This is a genomic window from Bacillus sp. JZ34, from assembly GCF_053903205.1.
Map to the genome: position 1 here is coordinate 2617105 of NZ_CP096403.1, position 22018 is coordinate 2639122.

A 22018-nucleotide genomic window follows, 5' to 3' on the forward strand; every position below is an offset into this window, starting at 1 on the left:
TAAAGGTTGCTCTTGGTATATCCATCTCTATAAGTCAATTTATTCAGACTCGTCCCAAATCATGCTATAATTATTGAATAGACGCTTTACGAAGAGGATTAACGAGAAAAGGGAGTTTTTCATATGTCTTTTGACGGCATTTTTACATACGGAATGATCGAAGAATTAAATGAAACGATTCGAGGCGGACGAATCGCAAAAATCCACCAGCCGTTTAAGCACGAGCTAGTGTTTCATATCAGAGCGAACGGGCAGAACCGCAAATTGCTGCTCTCCGCCCACCCGAGTTATGCGCGGGTTCACCTGACAAACGAAACCTATGACAACCCGAGCACCCCTCCGATGTTCTGCATGCTCCTTCGGAAGCATCTGGAAGGCGGCTTTATCGACCGAGTCGAGCAAGTCGGCATGGACAGAATGATGGTCTTTCATATCAGGAGCCGGAACGAAATCGGCGACACGCTGACAAGAAAGCTGATGGTTGAAATCATGGGAAGGCACAGCAACATCGTGTTAACCGACGGAGAAAAAGATGTCATCATCGACAGTTTGAAGCACCTGTCACCTTCGGTGAACAGCTACCGCACCGTGCTTCCGGGATACGATTACATTCTCCCTCCCGCCCAGAACAAATTGTCACCGCTGGAAGCGGAAACTGAAGATATTCTCCGCCATTTGAATTTCCAGGAAGGCAAACTGGACAGGCAGATCGTCGATACCTTTTCCGGCGTCTCGCCTCTGTTTGCGAAAGAAGCCGTCTTTCGCGCGGGCCTTGCCAACAGGGCGACACTGCCAAACGTCTTGACAGAGATGTTCAGCGAAATCAAAAACCGGCGTTTTCAGCCCCAGCTTATCACGATAGAAGATGGAAAAGAATATTTTTACCTTCTTGAGCTGACCCATATAAAAGGCGATAACAAACCCTTTCATACGCTGAGCGAACTTCTTGACCGCTACTATTTCGGAAAAGCGGAGCGGGACCGCGTCAAACAGCAGGCTCATGATTTAGAGCGTTTCGCGGCAAACGAAAAGAAAAAGAACGAAAACAAAATCAAAAAGCTGAAAAAAACGCTTGAGCAGTCCGAACACGCGAAGGATTTTCAGCTGTACGGGGAGCTGTTGACAGCGAACCTGTACCAGCTGAAAAAAGGAGACAAAGCGGCGAGAGTCATCAACTACTATGATGAAAACGGCGGAGAAATCACGATTCCGCTCAATCCGAATAAAACGCCTTCCGAAAACGCGCAAAGCTATTTTACAAAATATCAAAAAGCGAAAAATTCGGTGGAAGTCGTGAAGGAGCAGATCAGATTAGCAGAAGAGGAAATCGCTTATTTCGACCAGCTGATTCAGCAGCTTTCGTCTGCTTCTCCGAAAGATATAACCGAAATCCGCGAAGAGCTCGCCGAAGGAAAGTATTTGCGGGCCAAACAGCAAGGAGGCCAGAAAAAACAGAAGAAACAGGCGCCGACGCTCGAAACATACGAATCCAGCGCAGGAGAAACGATTCTCGTCGGCAAAAACAACAAGCAGAACGAATATTTGACGATGAAACTTGCCGCCCGCGACCACATCTGGCTTCACACGAAAGATATTCCGGGGTCGCACGTTGTCATCCAATCGAGCGATCCGGACGAGCAAACTATCCTTGAAGCAGCGCAGATCGCTGCCTATTACAGCAAAGCGAAAAACTCGGCTTCGGTTCCTGTCGACTATACAAAAATACGCCATGTCAAAAAGCCGAATGGCGCAAAGCCCGGTTTTGTCACCTACGACAGCCAGCAAACCGTTTTTGTAACACCTGACGAAGACCTGATCATCAAGCTGAAAAAATAATGCTAAAAGGCCTGAACCTCACTGGTTCAGGCCTCTTCTTTTACGGAGAAGCTCGTCGATCTCTTGGACAAGCTCATCATCGATCAAATCATCAATCTGTCCGGCCAGTTTGATCGTGTGACGCGGGCTGGCTCCGTTTGTCGAGACGGATATGGTGATGTTTCCTCTGTTGATTATTTTCGGAACATATACATTTCCAAGCTCCGCTTCACTCGCAACATTGACAAGCTGATCAGGAGCAGCTGATGCGGCGATCCGCTTGTTCACCTCGTGATCATCGGTCGCGAGAATGATCAGAAATGCATCCTTGAAATCGCCGGGTTCCGCTTTTTTCTTCTTCCATTCGATGCCGTGCTCTTTGATCAATCCGAGCATCTCTTCTGATGCTTCGGGGCTGATGACGGTTGCAGACGCACCTTCTGCCAGCACCGTTTTCAGACGCCGCGCCGCGATCTCCCCTCCGCCTGCAATGACTGCGGATTTGCCTTTGATGTTAATGTGAAGCGGCAGCATCTGATGCTCCTGTAAAATCAAAGCGGCCGGCTTTGTTGATAACCGCTTCCTCAACGCGGTGTAAAAAGGCATTTTTCACATGAGGGTGGAAGCCGAGGTAATCCGTCAGCACGACGTCCGGATTGGTTTCTTTCAGCTTGGCGGTTTCCCTTTCAATCTCGTTCATCAGCATACCGGTAAACAGCAAATACGGTACGATAAATGTCGTTTTTCCGTCCCGTTCTTTAAGCTGTTTAAACACATCCAGATAGTGCGGTTCACAGGCTGTCATAAAGCAGGGAATGACCTCGTCAACGGGCGCGAGGTCTCTCAGCCGCTCGCAAATGTCATTGACATCCCGTTTGACATCCGGATCAGAGCTCCCCCTTCCGATCACCACGACTCTTGCATGTTCATATGGCGTCCCCGTTTCTTCGATCCTTGTAAAAACCGCTTTGACGACTTCCTGATCGACGCCGATCGGCTTTCCGTAAGTGACGCTGACGGAAGGATACTGCGAAGAAGCGCGGGCAAGCTCCTCAGGGATGTCCCTTTTGGCATGCGCGGCTGTCAAGAGGAGAAGCGGCACAGCCGCGATATGCGTCGCGCCCTTTTCCACACACGCTTTAAAACCGGTTTCGATATCCGGTGCCGCCAGTTCCAAAAAAGAAATTTCCTGAATGGGGGCGGACATGGTTTCTTTGCAGCTCTCCAAAAAAGCGGCTGCCTCTGTTTGAGCTCTTTTCAGACGGCTCCCGTGGCCGATATATAAAATCGCTTGTTTCATATTAAAGCGCCTCGCTTAATGCCGGATCTTTCAGCTCGGGTTCAAACCAGCTTAACTGTGAGCTGAATTGAACAACATCCCCGATGACAATCAGGCTCGGGTTTTCAATTTTTTCGCTTTCGACTGTACCTGCAAGCGTTTCAACCGTGCAAAGCACCGTTTTTTGTTTGTCCGTCGTTCCCCAATGAATGAAAGCGGCAGGGGTAGACGGATCTCTGCCGTTTTCGATCAGAAGCCTTTCAATTTGCTTCACGTTTTTAATCCCCATATAAATGACAAGCGTATCGATCCCTGTGGCTAGCGCTTTCCACTTCTCTTCAAAATGTTCATCTTTTTGATAATGTCCTGTCACGAAAGCGACGTTTGAACTCGCTTCCCGGTGTGTCACCGGAATGCCCGCATAAGCAGCGGCGGCAATCCCCGAGGTGATTCCCGGCACGATTTCATAAGCAACTCCGTGTTCAGCGAGGGTTTGCGCTTCCTCGCCGCCTCTGCCGAATACGAAAGGATCGCCGCCTTTCAGCCTGACAACGGTTTTCCCTTTTTTCGCATACTTGACGAGAAAATGATTGATCGTTTCCTGCTTCATCATGTGGTAGTCCGGAAGCTTTCCGCAGTAGATGAGATCCGCTCCCTCCTTGGCGTGCTGTAAAATCTGTTTATTCACAAGCCTGTCATACAAAATGACATCGGCTGTCTGGATGGCTTTTAAAGCTTTGATCGTCAGTAAATCGGGGTCTCCAGGACCTGCCCCAACGATATATACTTTCCCCATCTTAGATTTCCCCCCGATCTGATCAACGTCTTCTTCAATTCATTATAAATCATAAAGAAAGCGTTTGGTGCCTGAAAATATCACAAAAACCAAACGTTTTCTTTATGAAATAGGAAAGTGCATGTGCAGCACTTTCCTATTTCACCCGCATTTTATTTCGTTTGATCTTTCACGTATTGGACGAGCTGATTTTTGCACTCTTCCCGGTTATGTGCGCCTGTATCAAGGACTAGTTCAGGCGTTTCAGGCTCTTCATAAGGCGAATCGATCCCCGTGAAAAATGGAATTTCTCCGTTTCTCGCTTTTTTATACAAGCCTTTCGGGTCGCGCTCCTCGCACGTCGCCAAATCGCATTTCACATAAACTTCATGAAACTCATCTTCCTCGACGAGCTGTCTGACAAGCCCGCGGTCTTCTTTAAAAGGGGAAATGAACGCCGTAATGACGATCGTCCCCTGTTCGACAAAGAGCTTCGCGACCTCGCCGATCCGGCGGATGTTTTCCTTCCGGTCTTCATCGGAAAACCCGAGGTCCTTGTTCAGTCCGTGCCTGACGTTGTCGCCGTCGAGCACCGTGACCTGGTAGCCTTGTTCAAACAACTCACGCGCTGCGGCATTGGCAATTGTTGATTTTCCTGAACCGCTCAAGCCCGTCAGCCAAACGATCGAGCTTTTATGTTTATTTTTCTCATGATATTCCCGTTTTGTAATGGACGCTTCATGCCAGACAATATCTTTATTTACCAAGAGATGCTCCCCCTTAAGAAACCCCGGCCGTTAAGCCTTTGATTAATGTTTGAATGACTTCTGGACGGCTGAATGTGCTCGGCGGGAACTCGCCGTTTCTCAGCATGCCCCTCACCTTTGTGCCGGACAAAATGACATGATGTTCTTTGCTGTGAGGGCACGTTTTCGCCGTAGCCATTGAACCGCAGACATTGCAGTAGAAGCTGTGTTCGAATTTCAGCGGCGTAATGCCGATCTCTTCCGGCGCGAACTGATCGAACAGTTCCTGCGCTTCATATGTGCCGTAGTAATCGCCGACTCCGGCATGGTCTCTTCCGACGATAAAATGCGTACATCCGTAGTTCTTTCTGACAAGCGCATGGAAGATTGCTTCCTTCGGCCCCGCATAGCGCATCGCCGCCGGAAAAACGCCGAGAAAGACGCGGTCTTTTGGATAGTAGCCGTCAAGCAGCACCTGATAGCTTTCCATGCGGACATCAGCCGGAATATCGTCTGATTTTGTTTCCCCGACGAGCGGATTGAGGAAAAGACCGTCTACTGTCTCGAGCGCCGTTTTTTGAATGTATTCGTGCGCTCTGTGAACCGGATTTCTCGTCTGGAATCCGACGATCGTTTTCCAGCCGAGTTCTGCGAATTTTTTTCTTGTTTCCAGAGGTTCGAATGTGTGGGCCGGGAATTGCTTTACGCTCCGTTTAATGAGAGTGATCGGCCCGCCCACATAAACGCTGCCGCGGTCAAACAATTTTTTGACGCCCGGATGCTCGAGTTCGTCGGTTTTATAGATATTGACGGCTTCCGTTTTCTTGTCCGGCGTATAGATGTCTTCGATCTCGATGACGCCGTATGTTTCCCCATTATAGGTGAGGCGGACGGTGTCCCCCGCTTTTAAGCTTGAAGCTTTTTGCTCGTCAACAGGCAGAGCGATCGGAAGCGTCCATACTTCGCCGCTTGACAGTCTCATATTTTCGACAACGGACAGATAGTCTTTCTCTGTCATAAAGCCTTGGATCGGGCTGTACGCTCCGATTCCGATCAGCTCCAAATCTGAAAAAGCCATTAAATCCAGTTCAATTTCCTGTGCGATATGTTGAAAATCGTATGCTTCATTGACGCGGTTAACCAATACACCGCCGTGTGGTGCTAAACTCATAAACTTGTTTCCCCCTACTTTGTGTTTAAATTCCTCCGCCTTGTTCATGGACGGAGCTGTGCTCTTTTTTGACTGCTCTCATCAGGCTGATCGTCCCGACAGATGCCAGAAGGACGCTTGTGACGACGATGAGAGCATAATAGTCTCCTTTTAATAAAAGGCTGACCAGCATATAAGACAAGCTTAATGAAAGGAACGGCGAGACGACCCATACTTTCAGCATCGTTTTGACCACTTGTTTATGAAAGACATTGCCGCCGTTTTTTGCCATTCCCATCCCTATAATAGAAGATGATGTGACTTGCGCAAGCGGAACCGGCAAACCGAAAATCGAACTGATGATGACAAGCCCGGCTCCTGTTCCGGAAAGGATGATCCCCTCTCCTTTTGAAAATTTCGTTATTTTTTTGCCGTTTGTTTCAAGAACGCGCCTGCCCAGTAAAAGGGCGCCCAGCGCGACAAACAGTCCGCCGTAGAGCGTTCCTTCCCCGACTGTCAAAACATGCGCCGCCACCAGAGGTCCGACAGCATTTGCGACATTGTTCATGCCTGCTGAGAAGGCTTCAAAAAACCCGGTGATCAACAGAATGACCGCCAAAACCTTTGCTTTCTTTCCCGAGGCTGGACGTTTGATCGTTTTTTTCATGATGTTTGCCATCGCAAATGTAAAGGTAAAAGCGACGATTGGTACAACGACCCAAAATGAGACGATGACAAGCAAAGATTTCACATATAAAACTTGGTAAGCAACACCTACTCCGACAACAGATCCGACCGTCACTTCACTTGTCGAAAGCGGGATGCCGAGTACATTTGCGATAAAGAGCGACAGTGCCGCCGAGCCGATAATAATGCAGACGATTTCAAGCGAAATCACCCGTTCGGGAATGATGCCTGAGCTGATCGTTTTCACGACGTTTCCTCCGCCGATGACGGCGCCCGAGAGAACGCCTGCTGCACAGATTATTAGTGCGTGAAACTTCTTTTTGACGGCTTCAGATCCATAGGCGATTCCCATTGAAGCAGCTGCACCGCTCGCTCCGATATTCATCGCAAAAAACATGCTAAATAAAATGGCGGCAAGTTCCATGACTCATCTCCTTACTCGTGTAATCCGCATTCTGTTTTAGCCGATCCGTTCCAGCGGCCTGATCGAAGATCATCCATTGTAAAGGCCGGAGAGGTGCACGGAGCGCAGCCGATGCTCGGGTAGCCTTGATCATGAAGCGGATTATACGGGAGATCGTGCTTTGTCACATATCTCCAAATATCCTTCCACGTCCAATGAATGAGCGGACAAACTTTGATAGACTTGAATTTTTCATCTTTGTTCAAAAAATTCGTTTTGCTCCGCCCGGGCGATTGCTCGCGGCGCAGGCCCGACAGCCACGCCGGGTAGCCTGAAAGCGTCTCGCGGAGAGGAATGACCTTCCTCATTTCACAGCAGGAATTCGGAGCGGTCTTCCATAGTTCGTCCCCATATTCTTTCGCCTGCTCTTCGACGGTAAGCTCCGGTGTTTTCATGATAATCTGAAGGCCTGGATATCGTTCTTTGACAGCGTCGATCGTTTCATACGTTTCTTTAAAATGAAATCCCGTATCAAGGAAAACGATGACCGCATCTTTTTTCACCTTATAAATCAAATCGATCAGGACGATTCCCTCAATTCCGAAGCTGCACGCATATACAAGCTGATTTCCGTAATGTCCGTACGCCCATTTCAAGACGGACAGCGCTCCTTTATAAGAGTCATCTTCCTGAAAAGAGATATTTGGTTCTTCCCATGTGCTGTAAGTAAAAATTTTCGGTTCCCCCTTTTTTCGCCAACAAAAAAACGGCTTCCAGCAGAAAAAAACTGTGAAAACCGCCTCTAGTTTGTCTAGTCAGCTATTTCAATCTTATTTTTTCATTTTTTTCGATTTGAATGACTTTGCCGTCCTGAACAACGAATGTGATCGATCCGTAATTCATGTCTTTCAGCATGTCTTTCATTTTGATGATCACCTTTTCAAGCTGTTCATCTGTCTTCACTTCTAGCTCCTCCTCTGCCCCTAAAAATTAAAATCTTTCTTCCAAATTTGAAAGAAAGACGAGGAACTCCGCTATTCCTTATCTCTCAAAATGAGGGCATTTTGCTGGAAGTAGCACCTTACGCTTCACACGCAGGTTGCCGGGTTTCATCGGACCAGTCCCTCCACCGCTCTTGATAAGTTTGCTTTTGTTATTTTAAAATTTTAGCACAATTCGAACAAAAGTCAACCCGACTTTTTTTATAGGATTAATAAAAAATAAAAATAATCCGATTTTACTATTTTTAAATCTGCAAAAAGACGCAAAAAAAGCCGTTCTCCCATTAGGAGAATACGGCTTTTTTCATTAATCCATCCAAGACTTGCTTTCAGGATCCGCCTTCCATTCTTTCAGTTTGGCGGCATCCTGTTCGCTGATATATCCGCCGGCAAGCGCAGCCTCTGTCAATGTATCGTAATCAGTCAGCGTGCGGTATTCAACGCCCGCTTCGCTGAAGGCGGCGGCGGCTTTAGGAAGCCCGTAAGTGAAAATGGCGGCGACACCGAGCACTTCACATCCCGCCTCTGTGAGAGCGGCTGCCGCTTCAAGGACGCTTCCTCCCGTTGAAATTAAATCTTCAATTACAACGACTTTTTGTCCTTTTACAACAGCGCCTTCAATTTGGTTTCCTTTGCCGTGCGCCTTCGGTTTGCTTCTGACGTAGCACATCGGCAGGCTCAGCCTGTCGGCGGCAAGCGCGGCATGGGGGATTCCCGCAGTTGCCGTACCGGCGATCATTTCGGCTCCGGGAAACTTGTCTTGAATCAGTCCGGCAAGCCCTGAAGCTATATCATCCCTTACTTCCGGATATGAAAGCGTCAAACGATTGTCGCAGTAGATGGGCGACAAGATGCCGCTCGCCCATGTAAACGGCTCGTTCGGGCGCAGGAAAACCGCTTTGATTCTTAATAAATGGTTTGCAATGTCTGTTTTCATGCCTTGGTTCCCTCCCACTCATGTCCTATTCTTCTGTAGGCTGACACAGGATCTTCCGCCTGTGTAATCGAACGGCCGACAACGATCGCCGACACGCCTTTTTCCCTTGCGTAGCCAGGCGTCGCCACCCGGACCTGGTCGTTGTTTTTGTCATCCGCCATGCGAATTCCGGGTGTCACGGTCAGAAAATCTAAAGACGCGGCCCGGTAAATGTGTTCGGCTTCATGGACGGAGCAGACGACACCGTCAAGTCCGCTTTCTTTAGCCAACTTGCTGTAGTGAACAACTGTATCGAGAAGCGGCGTTTCAATCAGCAGCTCTTGCTGAAGCATTTCTGAAGAGGTGCTTGTCAGCTGGGTCACAGCAATTAATGAAGGGCGTTTTCGGCCTGCCGGAGTCCCCGCTTCAAGGCCTTCAAGCGCCGACTCCATCATTTGCTTTCCACCTGCTGCGTGCACATTGACAAGGCTGACGCCTAACCCCGCCAGCCTTTTCATCGCCTTGTATACGGTCGTTGGAATGTCGTGGCATTTTAGATCAAGGAAAATGCGGCAGCCGCGCTCCTGTAACTTTTCAAGGATGGCCGGCCCTTCCTGATAAAAAAGCTCCATGCCCACCTTCACGAAAAGCTCTTCTCCATGAAACCGGTCCAAAAACGCATATGTTTCCTGTGCTGATGCAAAATCAAGCGCGATGATGGGCGGCGTATGTTTCATCCTTCCAGCTCCTTCCGATACACTCGTTCAACGAACGGTATCCGTATTTTTCTAAAACGCGCGGCAAATCGGCAATGATTTCGGGACAAACAAACGGATTAACAAAGTTTGCGGTGCCGACGGCGACTGCGCTCGCACCCGCCAGCAAAAACTCAAGCACATCTTCCGCTGACTGGACACCGCCCATGCCGATGATCGGAATGCTGACTTTTTGGCTGACTTCATGCACCATTCTGATGGCCACCGGTTTAACAGCAGGGCCTGATAATCCGCCGGTTTTGTTCGCCAAGATCGGCTTTCCCGTTTTTAAGTCGAGCCGCATCCCGATCAGGGTGTTGATCATCGTCAAACCGTCCGCTCCCGCTTCTTCTATGGCAAGAGCGATGTCGGTAATATTCGCGACATTCGGCGACAGCTTCACATAGACGGGAACGCTCGCAACCTCTTTCACCGCTTTCGTCAGCTCACTGGCCATTTCCGGCTGCGTACCAAAGGCGATCCCTCCCGTTTTCACGTTAGGACAGGAAATATTCAGCTCGAGCGCATGAACATTCGGCGCTTTGCTGATTTCTTCAGCCACTTCAACATAATCGTCGATCTGCGAGCCGGCGACATTGGCGATAATCGGTGTATCGAACTGTTCGAGCCACGGCAATTCGTGTTCCATGACAGCCTCTAAACCCGGATTTTGCAGACCGATGGCATTAAGCATGCCGGCTTGCGTCTCGGCGACGCGCGGCGTCGGATTCCCGAAGCGCGGTTCGCTCGTCGTCGCTTTAATCATGATCGCACCGAGACGTGAAAGATCGTAAAAGTTCGCAAATTCTCTCCCGAATCCGAAGCAGCCTGAAGCCGGCATGATCGGATTTTTCAATTGAAGGCCCGGCAAATTGACTTCTAGCATCATAACAGCACCTCCTGGGCTTTGAAAACAGGACCGTCAAGGCATACCTTCACATAAGATGTTTCGCTTTCTTCCGTATGGCAGACACAGGCAAAGCAAGCGCCGATCCCGCATCCCATGCGCTCTTCCATTGACAGATAAACCTCTTTATCCGGATAGCGCTGTTTTAAAGCTTTCAGCATCGGCGTCGGTCCGCAGGCCATTATGCAGTCAAACTGAAGCCCCTCGTTTTCAATGACATCTGTAACAAATCCCTTTGAACCTCGGGTGCCGTCTGCGGTTGCCACATACACACGCCCGAAACGGCTGAATTCCTGTTCGTAAAAGACGTCTTTTGCAGAAGCAAATCCTAACACATGGATCGCGTGCACCCCTCTATTTGTCAGCTGTTTGCTCAGCTCGTAAAGCGGCGGAACACCGATCCCCCCTCCGACAAGAAGAGCCGTTTTCCCCGGTTCAAGCGATTCAGCCGGAAAACCGTTGCCGAGCGGACCAAGGACATCGATCTGATCTCCTTCCTGTTTTAAAGACAGGAGACTCGTGCCTTCCCCATCCTTGCGAAAGATGATGGTCACCTGCCGGGCGGCTCTGTTGATGTCGGCGATGCTGATCGGCCGCCTCAAAAGCGGCGTGAGGGAATCTGAGACCTTGATGTGAAGAAACTGGCCGGGAGCGCCGCAAACTTCGGCAATCTCCCCTTCCAGTACCATTTGATAAATATGATCCGCGATACACTTGTTTGAACGGACTGTCATATACCCTTTTCTCATCTGACGGCCGCCTTTTGCTCAATTCTAATCGCCGGCATATGATCGGCGCGGAAGCTCATGCTTTCAAGCACCCGCAAAATCGCTTCCGCCGTATCAAGGGATGTCAGGCAGGCAACGCCGTTTTCAACGGATTCGCGTCTGATTCTGAAGCCGTCCCTTGCCGGCTGCTTCCCTTTTGTCAGCGTATTGACGACGAACTGCGCTTCCCCGTTTCGAATGACATCAAGGAGATTTGTGCCTTCTTCGCCGATTTTCCCGACGGTTTTAACAGGTACGGATGCGTCTCTTAAATAGCCGGCCGTTCCTTCCGTAGCCAATATTTTATAGCCGATCGCATGGAACCGCTTGGCGATCAATAGACCTTCCTCTTTATCTTTATCAGCAACTGTCAGGAGAACAGAGCCGTAATTCGGAATTTGGATGCCTGAAGCGATCAGTCCTTTGTACAGCGCTTTTTCCAAAGTGCTGTCTTTGCCCATGACTTCCCCGGTCGATTTCATTTCCGGTCCGAGCGTGATATCCACTCTCCTCAGCTTTGCAAACGAGAAGACCGGCACTTTCACATATACGCCTTCCTGCTCTTTTTGAAGGCCTTCAGTATAGCTCATATCGGCAAGCTTCCCGCCGAGAATCACTTTTGTTGCGAGATTGGCCATCGGAATGCCGGTGATTTTGCTGAGAAACGGCACCGTGCGGCTCGATCTCGGGTTGACTTCAAGGACGTAAACCTCATCTTTTGAAAGGACAAACTGAATGTTGAGCAGGCCGACGATGTTTAAGCCTTTTGCAAGCTTAATCGTGTATGCTTCAATCTTTTTCTTGATGTCCTCTGAAAGGGATTGCGGCGGGTAAACGGCAATCGAATCCCCCGAGTGGACGCCGGCCCGTTCAATGTGCTCCATAATCCCCGGAATGACGACCGTTTCACCGTCAGAAATCGCATCCACTTCAATTTCCTTTCCGGTCAAATATTTATCGATCAAGACAGGGTGCTGCGGATTGATTTTCACTGCATTCTTCATATAATGGAGAAGCTCTGTTTCATGGTAGACGATCTCCATCGCACGCCCCCCAAGTACATACGATGGGCGGACAAGCACCGGATAGCCGATGTTGGCTGCGATTTCAACAGCGCCTTCCACAGATGTCGCCGTTTTTCCGAGCGGCTGAGGCACATGCAGCGTTTCAAGCGTCTGTTCGAACTTGTCGCGGTCCTCGGCGCGGTCCAAATCCTCAAGGGATGTTCCAAGAATGGCGACGCCCCGCTCCGCGAGCTCGTCGGCAAGGTTGATCGCAGTCTGTCCGCCAAACTGAACGACGACGCCTTTCGGCTGCTCCAAATCGATGATATGCATGACATCTTCAACAGTAAGCGGCTCAAAGTAGAGCTTGTCGGAGATGCTGAAGTCCGTTGAAACCGTCTCAGGATTGTTGTTAATAATGATTGCTTCATAGCCGGCTTCTTTGATCGCCCAAACCGAATGCACAGTCGCATAATCGAATTCGACCCCCTGGCCGATCCGGATCGGGCCGGAGCCAAGAACGATAACGCTGTTTTTGTCTGTTCTGACCGATTCGTTTTCCTCTTCATATGTGCTGTAGAAATAAGGTGTCTCCGATTCAAATTCGGCCGCACATGTATCAACCATTTTATAAACAGGCGTGATGCCTGTTTCTTTTCTAAGATCATAAAGCTTTCTTTCAGGCATCTCCCAGAGAAGGCTGATGAAGCGGTCTGAAAAACCGAGCTCTTTCGCTTCTTTCAAAAGACCCAGGTCGCCGCGCCCGGCTTTCAGCTTTTCTTCAAAGCGAATGATTCCCTCAAGCTTGTGCAGGAAGAACAGGTCAATTGCCGAAAATTCGTGGAGATCGCTGACCGTGTATCCTCTTCTAAACGCTTCGGCCAAGTAAAAGAGACGTTCGTCTCCCGCTTTTTTAATCCGTTTTTCAAGCACTTCATTCGAGATCTCACCGGCATCTTTCAGCTCCAGGTGATAGACATCCGCTTCAAGAGAACGGACCGCTTTCAGGAGAGATTCCTCCCACGTTCTTCCGATCGCCATCACTTCGCCTGTCGCTTTCATCTGCGTGCCGAGCTTGCGGTTTGCCGATTCGAATTTATCAAACGGCCAGCGCGGTATTTTTGAAACGACATAGTCGAGTGCAGGTTCGAAAGACGCGTACGTTTTTCCTGTCACAGGATTCATCATTTCGTCAAGAGACAAACCGACGGCAATTTTAGCGGCAAGCTTTGCGATCGGATAGCCCGTCGCTTTTGAGGCAAGCGCTGATGAACGGCTGACCCGCGGGTTTACCTCGATGATGTAGTACTGAAAGCTGTCCGGGTCAAGCGCCAGCTGAACATTACAGCCGCCTTCGATTTCAAGCGCGCGGATGATTTTCAGCGATACATTGCGAAGCATTTGGTATTCGCGGTCGCTCAACGTCTGGCTCGGCGCTACAACGATGCTGTCCCCGGTATGAATCCCGACCGGATCGATGTTTTCCATATTGCAGACGACGATCGCGTGATCGCTCGAGTCTCTCATGACTTCATACTCGATTTCTTTGTAGCCGGCGATGCTCTTTTCAAGCAGACATTGGTGAACCGGGCTCATTTTTAAGCCATTTTCAACAATTTCCTTCAGCTCGTCTTCGTTTGAGCAGATGCCTCCGCCTGTTCCGCCGAGCGTGTATGCCGGCCGGACGATGACGGGGAAGCCGATGCGCTCGACGAACTCGCGCGCTTCCTCGAGCGAGTGGATGATCTCGCTTTCCGGAACCGGTTCATTCAACTCATTCATCAGGCTTCTGAACAAGTCGCGGTCCTCCGCCTGTTGGATCGCAGCCAATTTCGTGCCGAGCACTTCAACACCGCACTCAGCCAGGATGCCGTGCTCGGACAGTTCGACCGCCAAGTTGAGGCCCGTCTGCCCGCCCAATGTCGGCAAAATGGCGTCCGGCCGCTCTTTGCGGATGATACGTGTTAAGAATTCAAGCGTCAGCGGTTCGATATATACGCGGTCGGCCATTTCCGTATCCGTCATGATCGTCGCTGGATTCGAGTTGACGAGAATCACTTCATAGCCTTCTTCTTTTAAAGCGAGGCAGGCCTGTGTACCCGCATAATCAAATTCCGCCGCCTGCCCGATAATAATCGGCCCTGATCCGATCACCAAAATCTTTTTGATATCTACGCGTTTAGGCATACCGCTTCCCCTTCTTTCTCTGTGGTTTCAATCATGTGTAAAAATTGATCAAATAAATGGTTGGCGTCTTCCGGTCCCGGTGAAGCTTCCGGATGGTATTGAACCGTGAAAGCCGGTTCGTGTTTATGTTTAAGCCCTTCGATTGTGTCATCATTAATCGCCACATGCGTCACTTCAAGCGGCGTGTTTTCAACGGTCGATACGGTATAGCCGTGGTTTTGAGCCGTAATTGATACTCTCCCGGTTGCAAGCTCTTTAACCGGATGGTTGGAACCGCGGTGTCCGAATTTCATTTTCGCCGTCTTTGCTCCGCAGGCGAGGGCAAACAGCTGATGGCCGAGACAGATGCCGAACAATGGAACCTTGCCGAGAATGTTTTGAATCATGGCAATTGCTTCGGGTACGTCCGTTGGATCTCCGGGTCCGTTTGACAGCATTACGCCGTCAGGCTTCAGCTGCATCACTTCTTCTGCCGTAACATTGTGAGGAACGACGATCACATCGCATTTGCGCTTGTTCAGCTCTCTTAAGATGCCGTGCTTCATTCCGAAATCGACAAGCACGATTCGCTTCCCCCTCCCAGGGCTCGGATATGCCGTTTTTGTTGAAACTTGGCTGACCTGGTCGGTCGGAAGGTTCGTTTCTTTCAGCTTTTGAACCAAAGCCTCAGCATCTTCTTCCGGGCCGGCAAAAACCCCTTTCAGCGTACCTGCCGTTCTGATCATTCTTGTCAGCTTTCTCGTGTCAATCCCCGAGAGTCCCGGGATGTTCTTCATTTTCAAATATTCATCAAGGGTATAAGCAGAGCGCCAGTTTGACGGAAGTTGACATAACTCTTTTACGATAAACCCTTTCACATAAGGGGTGATAGATTCAAAGTCGTCTCTGTTGATCCCGTAGTTCCCGATCAGCGGGTAGGTCAGTGTGACAATTTGTCCGCAGTATGACGGGTCTGAGAGGATTTCTTGATAGCCTGTCATCCCCGTGTTGAAGACGACTTCTCCCATGGTGTTTTCCAGGCTGCCGAAAGCTTCCCCTTCAAAAATTGTTCCGTTTTCTAGTACAAGACGTCTTTTCATTTTACAAGTCTCCCCTCTTGGTAAACGAGTTTTCCCTTTGCCATTGTCATAACCGGCCAGCCGAAGCAGCTGATGCCATCAAACGGCGTGTTTTTCCCTTTAGAAAGAAAGGTGTTTTTATCAATTTTTTCTTCGCGTTCAAGATCTATCAGTGTAATATCCGCGGACCGTCCGGCTTCAAGCTTACCGTAAGGAAGTCCGAACGCCTCGCAAGGTTTGACCGTCATATAATCGAGGAGCTGTTTCAGCGTCCAGTTTCCCGTTTTGACAAAGTGCGTGTAAAGAAGCGGAAAAGCCGTCTCCAAGCCGACAATCCCAAATGGCGCCAGGCTCATTGTCTGTTGTTTTTCATCTTCTGTATGAGGGGCATGATCCGTAGCGATAAAATCGATTGTTCCGTCTGTAAGCCCCTCAAGGAGCGCTTCTCTGTCTTCCGGACTTCTGAGCGGCGGATTCATTTTATAATTTGTATCAAGACCGGGAATGTCGCTGTCTGAAAGGAGCAGATGGTGAGGCGTCACTTCCGCTGTCACACGGATTCCCGCTTTTTTGGCGTCGCGGACGACCCTGACCGATTCCTTCGTGCTGATATGACAGACATGGTAATGGCAGCCTGCCGCTTCGGCCAGAAGAACGTCCCTTGCGATGTGAACGGCTTCGCATATCGAAGGAATCCCGTTTAAACCGTTGGCTTTGGCAAATTTCCCATCGTGGACACTGCCGCCGTAGATCAGTGAATTGTCTTCACAGTGGGCGACAATTGCTTTATCGATCGAAGCCGCTTTTTTCATCGCTTCATACATCATCCCCGCCGTTTGAACGCCGACGCCGTCATCAGTAAACGCAAACGCACCTGCGTCTTTTAGCCCTTCGAAGTCGGTCATTTCCTGACCTGTTTGTCTGATGGTGATGGAAGCGTACGGCAGCACTCTGACAGATGCCGTTTCGTCAATGCGGTTGACGAGCCACTCCATCTGCTCTTTCGTATCGGGGACAGGCCGCGTATTCGGCATTGCGGCGACAGTTGTAAACCCGCCTCTCGCTGCGGCTTTTGCACCTGTTTCGATCGTTTCTTTCTTCTCGCCGCCCGGCTCTCTGAAGTGAACGTGAAGGTCAACAAGCCCCGGCGAGACGAAAAGCCCATCCGCATTGATGACCGTTTCTCCCAAAGCGGCCTCAAGGCTTCCGATTTCGCTGATTCCATCGCCTTCAACCCTGATGTCGCACTGTACTTTTTCACCTTTTTCGTCGAGTATGAAGCCGTTTTTAATTAAATAAGACATAAGCCTGATCTCCCCTTTTTTTGTTTTCGCCGTTTAGAAGCGCTCTTTTTAAAACCGCCATTCTGATATATACACCGTTTTCCATTTGTTTGAAAATTCTCGACTGAGTGGATTCGACCAGCGCTCTGTCAATCTCGACGCCTCTGTTAACAGGCGCAGGATGCATGATGACCGCGTCTTTTTTCAGGAGCTCCGCCCGCTTCAGCGACAGTCCGAAAGTTTCAAGATAATCGCGTTCTGCCGCCTTTTTCTCATGACGTTCGTGCTGAATTCGGAGAAGCATCACGACATCCGAATTTGCGACCGCTTCATCAGGCGACACATATGTCCCGTAAGGATTGTTGTCATCCCGCCATTCTTCCGGACCTGAGAAAAGAACCTTTGCTCCGAGCCTTGTCAGCACTTCGGCATTCGATCTTGCCACTCTGCTGTGTTTGATATCTCCGTGTATGGATACCGTCAGCCCGGCAAATCCGCCCCATTCCTCGTAAATCGTCAGCAAATCGAGCAAAGATTGAGTGGGATGCTGACCGCAGCCGTCTCCGGCATTGATCACCGGAATGCCGACATGTCCGATAAGTTCATCGTAATAATGATCCTGAGAGTGTCTGATCACACATACATCAGCGCCGATGGATTCGAGTGTCTTGACGGTATCGTACAACGATTCTCCTTTTTGTACGCTTGTTGCAACACCGTCCAGGTTCAGCACATTCATGCCGAGTTTCTTTTCAGCCACTTCGAAGCTGAAGCGCGTTCTTGTGCTCGGTTCAAAAAACAGATTGGCAGCAAACTTTCCGGAGAGGACGGAATCGAATTTCCTTTTTTTCAGCTCTCTCGCCTCTTCAATCAGCTCGTGAATATCCTCAAGACTAAGCTCATTCATTGCGGTCAAGTGTTTCATTTTTTCTCCCCCTCAGGCTTTAATTTCCTGTAAAAAAACCCCAAGCCACAACGGCTTGGGGTACAGTGAACCAGAGAATGCGCTTTTTTGCACTTCTCTCTCCGTAACCCTTTCAAGCCTCTCTGGACTTCATTTAAAAGGTTTTTAAATATGCTCTTCTATTTCAATCCCGTCCTGATCTCCCTTTGATTCAGGCAGGACAAGGTTTAAAACCACTCCGACGATAGCTGCAAGCGCCATGCTTGACAGCTCGAACCCTGAGATTTTGATAAATGCGCCGCCCACTCCGATGACGAGAATGACGGATGAGATGATCAGGTTTCGCTTATTTTCCAAGTCAATTTTGTTATCAATCAGCATGCGCAGTCCGCTTGATGCGATGATACCGAACAGCAGGAAGGAAACGCCTCCCATGACTGCAGAAGGGACAGAGCTGATCAGGGCCGAAATTTTGCCGATAAACCCGAAGCACAGTGCAATAACAGCCGCTCCGCCGATGACAAATACGCTGAATACTCTTGTGATGGCGAGTACGCCGATGTTTTCTCCGTAGGTCGTTGTCGGCGGTCCGCCGATGCATGATGCCAGCATCGTTGCGACACTGTCGCCGAAAATCGAGCGGTGAAGCCCGGGCTTCTTAATGAAATCCTGACCGACGACTTTGCTTAATACCATTTGGTGGCCGATATGTTCTGACATTGTCACGAAAGCAACGGGCACCATGGCGATTCCAATTCCGACAGCCGCCGCGCTCGGCGTATAGTCGACAAACGGAATGACGAAATCTGGAACAGCAAACCATTTGGCGTCAAGGACCATCTGGAAGTCGACGATGCCTTGGGTCAGGGCGAACAAGTATCCGCCGATAATTCCGATCAAGACAGGAATCAGGCTGAAAAATCCTCTTAAGAAAATCGCGCAGATTATGGTGAGCGCGAGTGTGAATCCTGCAACGCCAAAATGTTTGGCGCTGTAGACGAGCACTTTTGCTCCCGAATCTTCATACATGGCCATATTGACAGCCGTGCTTGCCAGCCCGAGTCCGATGACGATAATGACCGGACCGACGACAACAGGCGGCAGGAGCCTCATCAGCCAGTCCGTTCCCAGCTGCTGGATGAGCAGGGCGATCAGCCCGTAGGCGATGCCTGCCATAAATGCGCCGATCATGGCCGCCCCAGGGCCTCCGGCGGCTTTTGCTGCGATAATCGGGGCAATAAACGCAAAGGATGAACCTAAGTAAGCCGGGATCTGTCCTTTTGTAATCAAGAGATATGCAAGCGTTCCTAGCCCGCTCGTTATAAGGGCCACGCCTGGGCTTAAGCCTACAAGCTTTGGCACGAGGATCGTCGCTCCGAACATGGCAAACAGATGCTGCAGGCTGAAAGTTATCCAATTCAAAGGTTTTGGTAATTCTCTGACACCAAGGTTCACTTTTTTCTGACTCATATTTTTTCCTCCTGATGGTTGACTCACTGTCTATGATGTCTTTATATCCTGAAAAGATTGTGCCCATTAAAAAAGCCTCTTTGCTTAAATTGCGCAAAGAGGCAGACAAAGATCCGCCGCATGGTGAGGCGGCATCTTTCGTTCTATCCCTCTTTGCAAACTCACTGGAATGCATTTAAAAAAGGATTGTCATTCACTTTTTATAAATCGCCGCAAGGTCGCGTCCGTCAACTTCTTCCAATTGAACCATGACCTTTTCGGTTTTCGATGTCGGGATGTTTTTCCCGATATAGTCGGCTCTGATCGGCAGCTCTCTGTGGCCGCGGTCGACAAGCACCGCGAGCTGGATGGATGAAGGCCGCCCGACATCAACGAGCGCATCCATGGCCGCTCTGACTGTCCGTCCCGTGTAAAGCACATCATCGACGACGATCACCTTTTGATCGGTGATGTCCGCCGGAATGTCCGCTCCTTTGACAAGCGGCTCTTCATTAGACGTTTTTTTGGAGAGATCATCCCTGTAAAGGGTGATGTCGAGCTCTCCTACGGTGACTTTGTTTCCTTCGATTTGCTCAATCCGTTCGGCAAGCCGTTTGGCCAGATAGATGCCTCTCGTTTTGATTCCGACAAGGATACAGTTGTTCATTCCTTTGTTTCGTTCAATCATTTCGTGGGCGATTCTTGTCAGCGCCCTTCTGATCGCCTGTTCGTCAAGCACAACAGCCTTTTCTTGTTCCTGCATGGCCAGCACCCCGCATCTTTTAAAGGATAAAACAAAAACCCCTTCTGCATAAAGGCAGAGAGGGGTCTTGAAACGAATTCATTGATTCGCTTGTCCGGTATCCTTCTCAGCCTCTCTGGACTGTGTTAAAGAATCTGATTTAACTGCATTTATTATTTCAAAAAAGAAAACGTCTGTCAACGTTTATTTCGAATTTTGTCGAGGAGATTTTTCATGTCATCAGGCAGAGGCGCCTCAAATTCAACATATTCTCCGGTACGCGGATGGTCAAATCCCAATACGCCCGCATGCAGCACCTGGCCATTGAAATCGACCGTCTTTTTCGGGCCGTATTTCGGATCTCCCGCCAGAGGAAAACCGATATATTTCATATGCACGCGAATTTGATGGGTTCGCCCCGTTTCAAGCTGGCATTCAACAACAGTGAAATCGTCGAACCGTTCGATCACTTCAAAATGAGTGACGGCATGCTTTCCATTTTCCCTTGTGACCGTCATACTCTGCCTGTCTTTTTTATCCCTGCCGATCGGCGCGTCGATCGTCCCGTGGTCATGCGGGATGACGCCGTGGACAAGCGCGGTGTATTTTCTCGTCACCGTTTTGTTGACAAGCTGATTCACGAGCGATTCATGCGCCATGTCGTTTTTGGCAACCATCAACAGACCTGAAGTGTCCTTATCAATCCGGTGGACGATGCCCGGCCTCATCACGCCGTTGATGCCTGACAGATCGTCACAATGCGCCATCAAACCGTTGACAAGCGTCCCCGTCAGATGGCCGGGAGCCGGATGAACCACCATTCCGCGCGGCTTGTTGACGACAAGAACGTCCTGATCCTCATAATAAATATCAAGATCCATCGGTTCAGCCGTGACATCAAGCGGTTCCGGTTCTGGAACATGGACTGACACCGCATCCCCATCCTGAACTTTATAATTGGCTTTGACCGCATTTCCGTTAACCAGCACGCGGTCTTCTTTAATCCACTGCTGCACCTGAGTCCGCGACCAATCCGCTTCAACTGCGGTCAAGTACTTGTCAATCCGTTCACCTTTATGTTCTTCATGAACGGTCATATCATAATGCTCCATGTTACAGCTCCTTCTTCTTCTTTCCGTCTAACAGCATTTGTATAAATAAGAGCAGGACACCGACGCATAAAGATGAATCGGCAATGTTGAAAATCGGATAATGATAATTGACGATCGTCACGTGTATAAAATCGACAACTTCTTGCCTGAACACGCGGTCGATAAAATTGCCGACAGCACCGCCAAGCATCAATCCGAGAGCGGTTCCGAGCAGGATTTGTCCTTTGGCATGTTTTTGAATGTAGTAAACAATGCCGATGATAACCGCCGTGGTAATGATGTAAAAAAACCACATCTGTCCGGCCAAAATGCCCCATGCTGCGCCTGTATTTCTGTGCGACGTAATTTGAAAGAAACCGTCGATGACGGGAATGCTTTCACCGTACTCCATTTTGCTGACGACCAGCCATTTTGTAAATTGATCGATACCGATAATGAGCACTGCAATTATGTAATAAGGCACAAACCGTTCCTCCAGTTTCTGTTTCTCTTCATTTAAGCATTTTAACAAGAAAAAGAAAAGGAGTAAAGGAATATTCATTGACATCCTGCAAGAGGGCAAAAGCCCTCCCCTCTTGCAGAATGTTATGAGTAGAGCGCCCGGTTGAACGTCTCATCCGTCTCAGCCCAAATAGGAAGCGTCTTTTTTTCAAACTGGGCATGATATAAAAAATCGTTCGCGGTGCGCGCCGTCGGCAGAATAGCCATTTTTTCCAGCGGAATTGCCTGATTCGTTTCTTCGCAAATGCCGTATGTTCCGTTTTCGATTTTTGAAAGGGCCAAAAGCACGTCCTGCAGCTCTTCTTTGACATGATACATAAGTGTTACCTGCTGATACGAATTGATGCCTTGAGAATCCTGCTGAAAAAAGGAGTATTCAAAAAGCCTTGCTTCCAGTTCTTCCTTCATTTGAAGAAGTTCGGTATGAATTGCCGCCAGCTGATCGTTCACGCCTACATCAACTCCTGCTCTTATCGTTTGTGACCTTAGTGTTACCGACAAAGCCGGTATCCAAGCCCAAAAGATTTTTCCTGACGTACAAAACGATGTCAGCAATGGCATCCTTTCTCCGGACTTT

22 protein-coding genes and 1 riboswitch are annotated in these 22018 nt (G+C 49.4%); of the genes, 1 reads left to right on the forward strand and 21 read right to left on the reverse strand.

From position 1 onward, the window contains the following. Positions 1 to 123 precede the first annotated feature (123 nt). Positions 124 to 1836: an Rqc2 family fibronectin-binding protein gene (locus tag M1D90_RS13170; RefSeq protein WP_456282811.1), complete on the forward strand. Its 1713-nt coding sequence runs from the start codon at positions 124 to 126 to the stop codon at positions 1834 to 1836. Between the two features lie 18 nt (positions 1837 to 1854). Here the strand turns inward: M1D90_RS13170 and M1D90_RS13175 are convergent, their stop codons facing one another. From M1D90_RS13175 to M1D90_RS13275, 21 genes are all read right to left on the reverse strand, one after another. Beyond that, a complete protein-coding gene (locus M1D90_RS13175) occupies positions 1855 to 2349 on the reverse strand; it encodes a precorrin-2 dehydrogenase/sirohydrochlorin ferrochelatase family protein (protein WP_105978922.1) in 495 nt (164 codons plus the stop codon). Then, positions 2330 to 3115, reverse strand: coding sequence for a sirohydrochlorin chelatase (locus tag M1D90_RS13180; RefSeq protein ID WP_026579745.1), 786 nt, complete (start codon positions 3113 to 3115; stop codon positions 2330 to 2332). The genes M1D90_RS13175 and M1D90_RS13180 overlap by 20 nt, the downstream gene beginning before the upstream one ends. A gap of 1 nt (position 3116) precedes the next feature. Continuing rightward, positions 3117 to 3890 carry a uroporphyrinogen-III C-methyltransferase gene (cobA, locus tag M1D90_RS13185; RefSeq protein WP_095290449.1) on the reverse strand — a complete coding sequence of 258 codons (774 nt, stop codon included), beginning with the start codon at positions 3888 to 3890 and terminating at the stop codon, positions 3117 to 3119. A gap of 152 nt (positions 3891 to 4042) precedes the next feature. Next, complete coding sequence (cysC, locus tag M1D90_RS13190; RefSeq protein ID WP_020451337.1) at positions 4043 to 4636, reverse strand: adenylyl-sulfate kinase; 594 nt, start codon at positions 4634 to 4636, stop codon at positions 4043 to 4045. A 13-nt stretch (positions 4637 to 4649) separates the two neighbouring features. Next, positions 4650 to 5786: a sulfate adenylyltransferase gene (gene sat / locus M1D90_RS13195; RefSeq protein ID WP_020451336.1), complete on the reverse strand. Its 1137-nt coding sequence runs from the start codon at positions 5784 to 5786 to the stop codon at positions 4650 to 4652. A 25-nt stretch (positions 5787 to 5811) separates the two neighbouring features. After that, positions 5812 to 6876 carry an inorganic phosphate transporter gene (locus M1D90_RS13200; protein ID WP_020451335.1) on the reverse strand — a complete coding sequence of 355 codons (1065 nt, stop codon included), beginning with the start codon at positions 6874 to 6876 and terminating at the stop codon, positions 5812 to 5814. 11 nt (positions 6877 to 6887) lie between these two features. Continuing rightward, positions 6888 to 7589 (reverse strand): phosphoadenylyl-sulfate reductase, encoded by a 702-nt coding sequence (locus M1D90_RS13205; protein ID WP_023857233.1) that lies wholly within the window; start codon positions 7587 to 7589, stop codon positions 6888 to 6890. Positions 7590 to 7674: 85 nt separating this feature from the next. Next, positions 7675 to 7791: a YezD family protein gene (locus tag M1D90_RS13210; protein WP_369878884.1), complete on the reverse strand. Its 117-nt coding sequence runs from the start codon at positions 7789 to 7791 to the stop codon at positions 7675 to 7677. A 102-nt stretch (positions 7792 to 7893) separates the two neighbouring features. After that, a riboswitch (SAM riboswitch) is annotated at positions 7894 to 8000 on the reverse strand. A 163-nt stretch (positions 8001 to 8163) separates the two neighbouring features. Then, complete coding sequence (gene pyrE / locus M1D90_RS13215; protein ID WP_020451333.1) at positions 8164 to 8793, reverse strand: orotate phosphoribosyltransferase; 630 nt, start codon at positions 8791 to 8793, stop codon at positions 8164 to 8166. Next, entirely contained in the window at positions 8790 to 9509 is a 720-nt protein-coding gene (gene pyrF / locus M1D90_RS13220; RefSeq protein ID WP_023857234.1) for an orotidine-5'-phosphate decarboxylase, read from the reverse strand. Before pyrF ends, pyrE begins: the two co-directional genes overlap by 4 nt. Continuing rightward, on the reverse strand, positions 9478 to 10413 hold the full coding sequence (locus M1D90_RS13225; protein ID WP_023857235.1) for a dihydroorotate dehydrogenase: 936 nt from the start codon (positions 10411 to 10413) through the stop codon (positions 9478 to 9480). Before M1D90_RS13225 ends, pyrF begins: the two co-directional genes overlap by 32 nt. Beyond that, positions 10413 to 11183 carry a dihydroorotate dehydrogenase electron transfer subunit gene (locus M1D90_RS13230; RefSeq protein WP_023857236.1) on the reverse strand — a complete coding sequence of 257 codons (771 nt, stop codon included), beginning with the start codon at positions 11181 to 11183 and terminating at the stop codon, positions 10413 to 10415. The genes M1D90_RS13225 and M1D90_RS13230 overlap by 1 nt, the downstream gene beginning before the upstream one ends. Next, entirely contained in the window at positions 11180 to 14392 is a 3213-nt protein-coding gene (gene carB / locus M1D90_RS13235) for a carbamoyl-phosphate synthase (glutamine-hydrolyzing) large subunit (protein WP_128822392.1), read from the reverse strand. The genes M1D90_RS13230 and carB overlap by 4 nt, the downstream gene beginning before the upstream one ends. Next, a complete protein-coding gene (locus M1D90_RS13240; RefSeq protein WP_023857237.1) occupies positions 14377 to 15471 on the reverse strand; it encodes a carbamoyl phosphate synthase small subunit in 1095 nt (364 codons plus the stop codon). Before M1D90_RS13240 ends, carB begins: the two co-directional genes overlap by 16 nt. After that, entirely contained in the window at positions 15468 to 16754 is a 1287-nt protein-coding gene (locus tag M1D90_RS13245) for a dihydroorotase (protein ID WP_026579749.1), read from the reverse strand. Before M1D90_RS13245 ends, M1D90_RS13240 begins: the two co-directional genes overlap by 4 nt. Next, positions 16738 to 17658 (reverse strand): aspartate carbamoyltransferase catalytic subunit, encoded by a 921-nt coding sequence (locus M1D90_RS13250; RefSeq protein ID WP_318602056.1) that lies wholly within the window; start codon positions 17656 to 17658, stop codon positions 16738 to 16740. The genes M1D90_RS13245 and M1D90_RS13250 overlap by 17 nt, the downstream gene beginning before the upstream one ends. A gap of 144 nt (positions 17659 to 17802) precedes the next feature. Continuing rightward, the gene (gene pyrP / locus M1D90_RS13255) at positions 17803 to 19107 is read right to left on the reverse strand and encodes a uracil permease PyrP (protein WP_318602057.1); all 1305 of its coding nucleotides are present in this window, start codon (positions 19105 to 19107) and stop codon (positions 17803 to 17805) included. 193 nt (positions 19108 to 19300) lie between these two features. Continuing rightward, positions 19301 to 19849: a bifunctional pyr operon transcriptional regulator/uracil phosphoribosyltransferase PyrR gene (gene pyrR / locus M1D90_RS13260; protein ID WP_020451324.1), complete on the reverse strand. Its 549-nt coding sequence runs from the start codon at positions 19847 to 19849 to the stop codon at positions 19301 to 19303. 176 nt (positions 19850 to 20025) lie between these two features. Further along, positions 20026 to 20940 carry an RluA family pseudouridine synthase gene (locus tag M1D90_RS13265; protein ID WP_023857242.1) on the reverse strand — a complete coding sequence of 305 codons (915 nt, stop codon included), beginning with the start codon at positions 20938 to 20940 and terminating at the stop codon, positions 20026 to 20028. Between the two features lies 1 nt (position 20941). Beyond that, a complete protein-coding gene (gene lspA / locus M1D90_RS13270; protein WP_023857243.1) occupies positions 20942 to 21403 on the reverse strand; it encodes a signal peptidase II in 462 nt (153 codons plus the stop codon). A gap of 122 nt (positions 21404 to 21525) precedes the next feature. Beyond that, positions 21526 to 21891: a TraR/DksA family transcriptional regulator gene (locus tag M1D90_RS13275; protein WP_023857244.1), complete on the reverse strand. Its 366-nt coding sequence runs from the start codon at positions 21889 to 21891 to the stop codon at positions 21526 to 21528. Positions 21892 to 22018 lie beyond the last annotated feature (127 nt).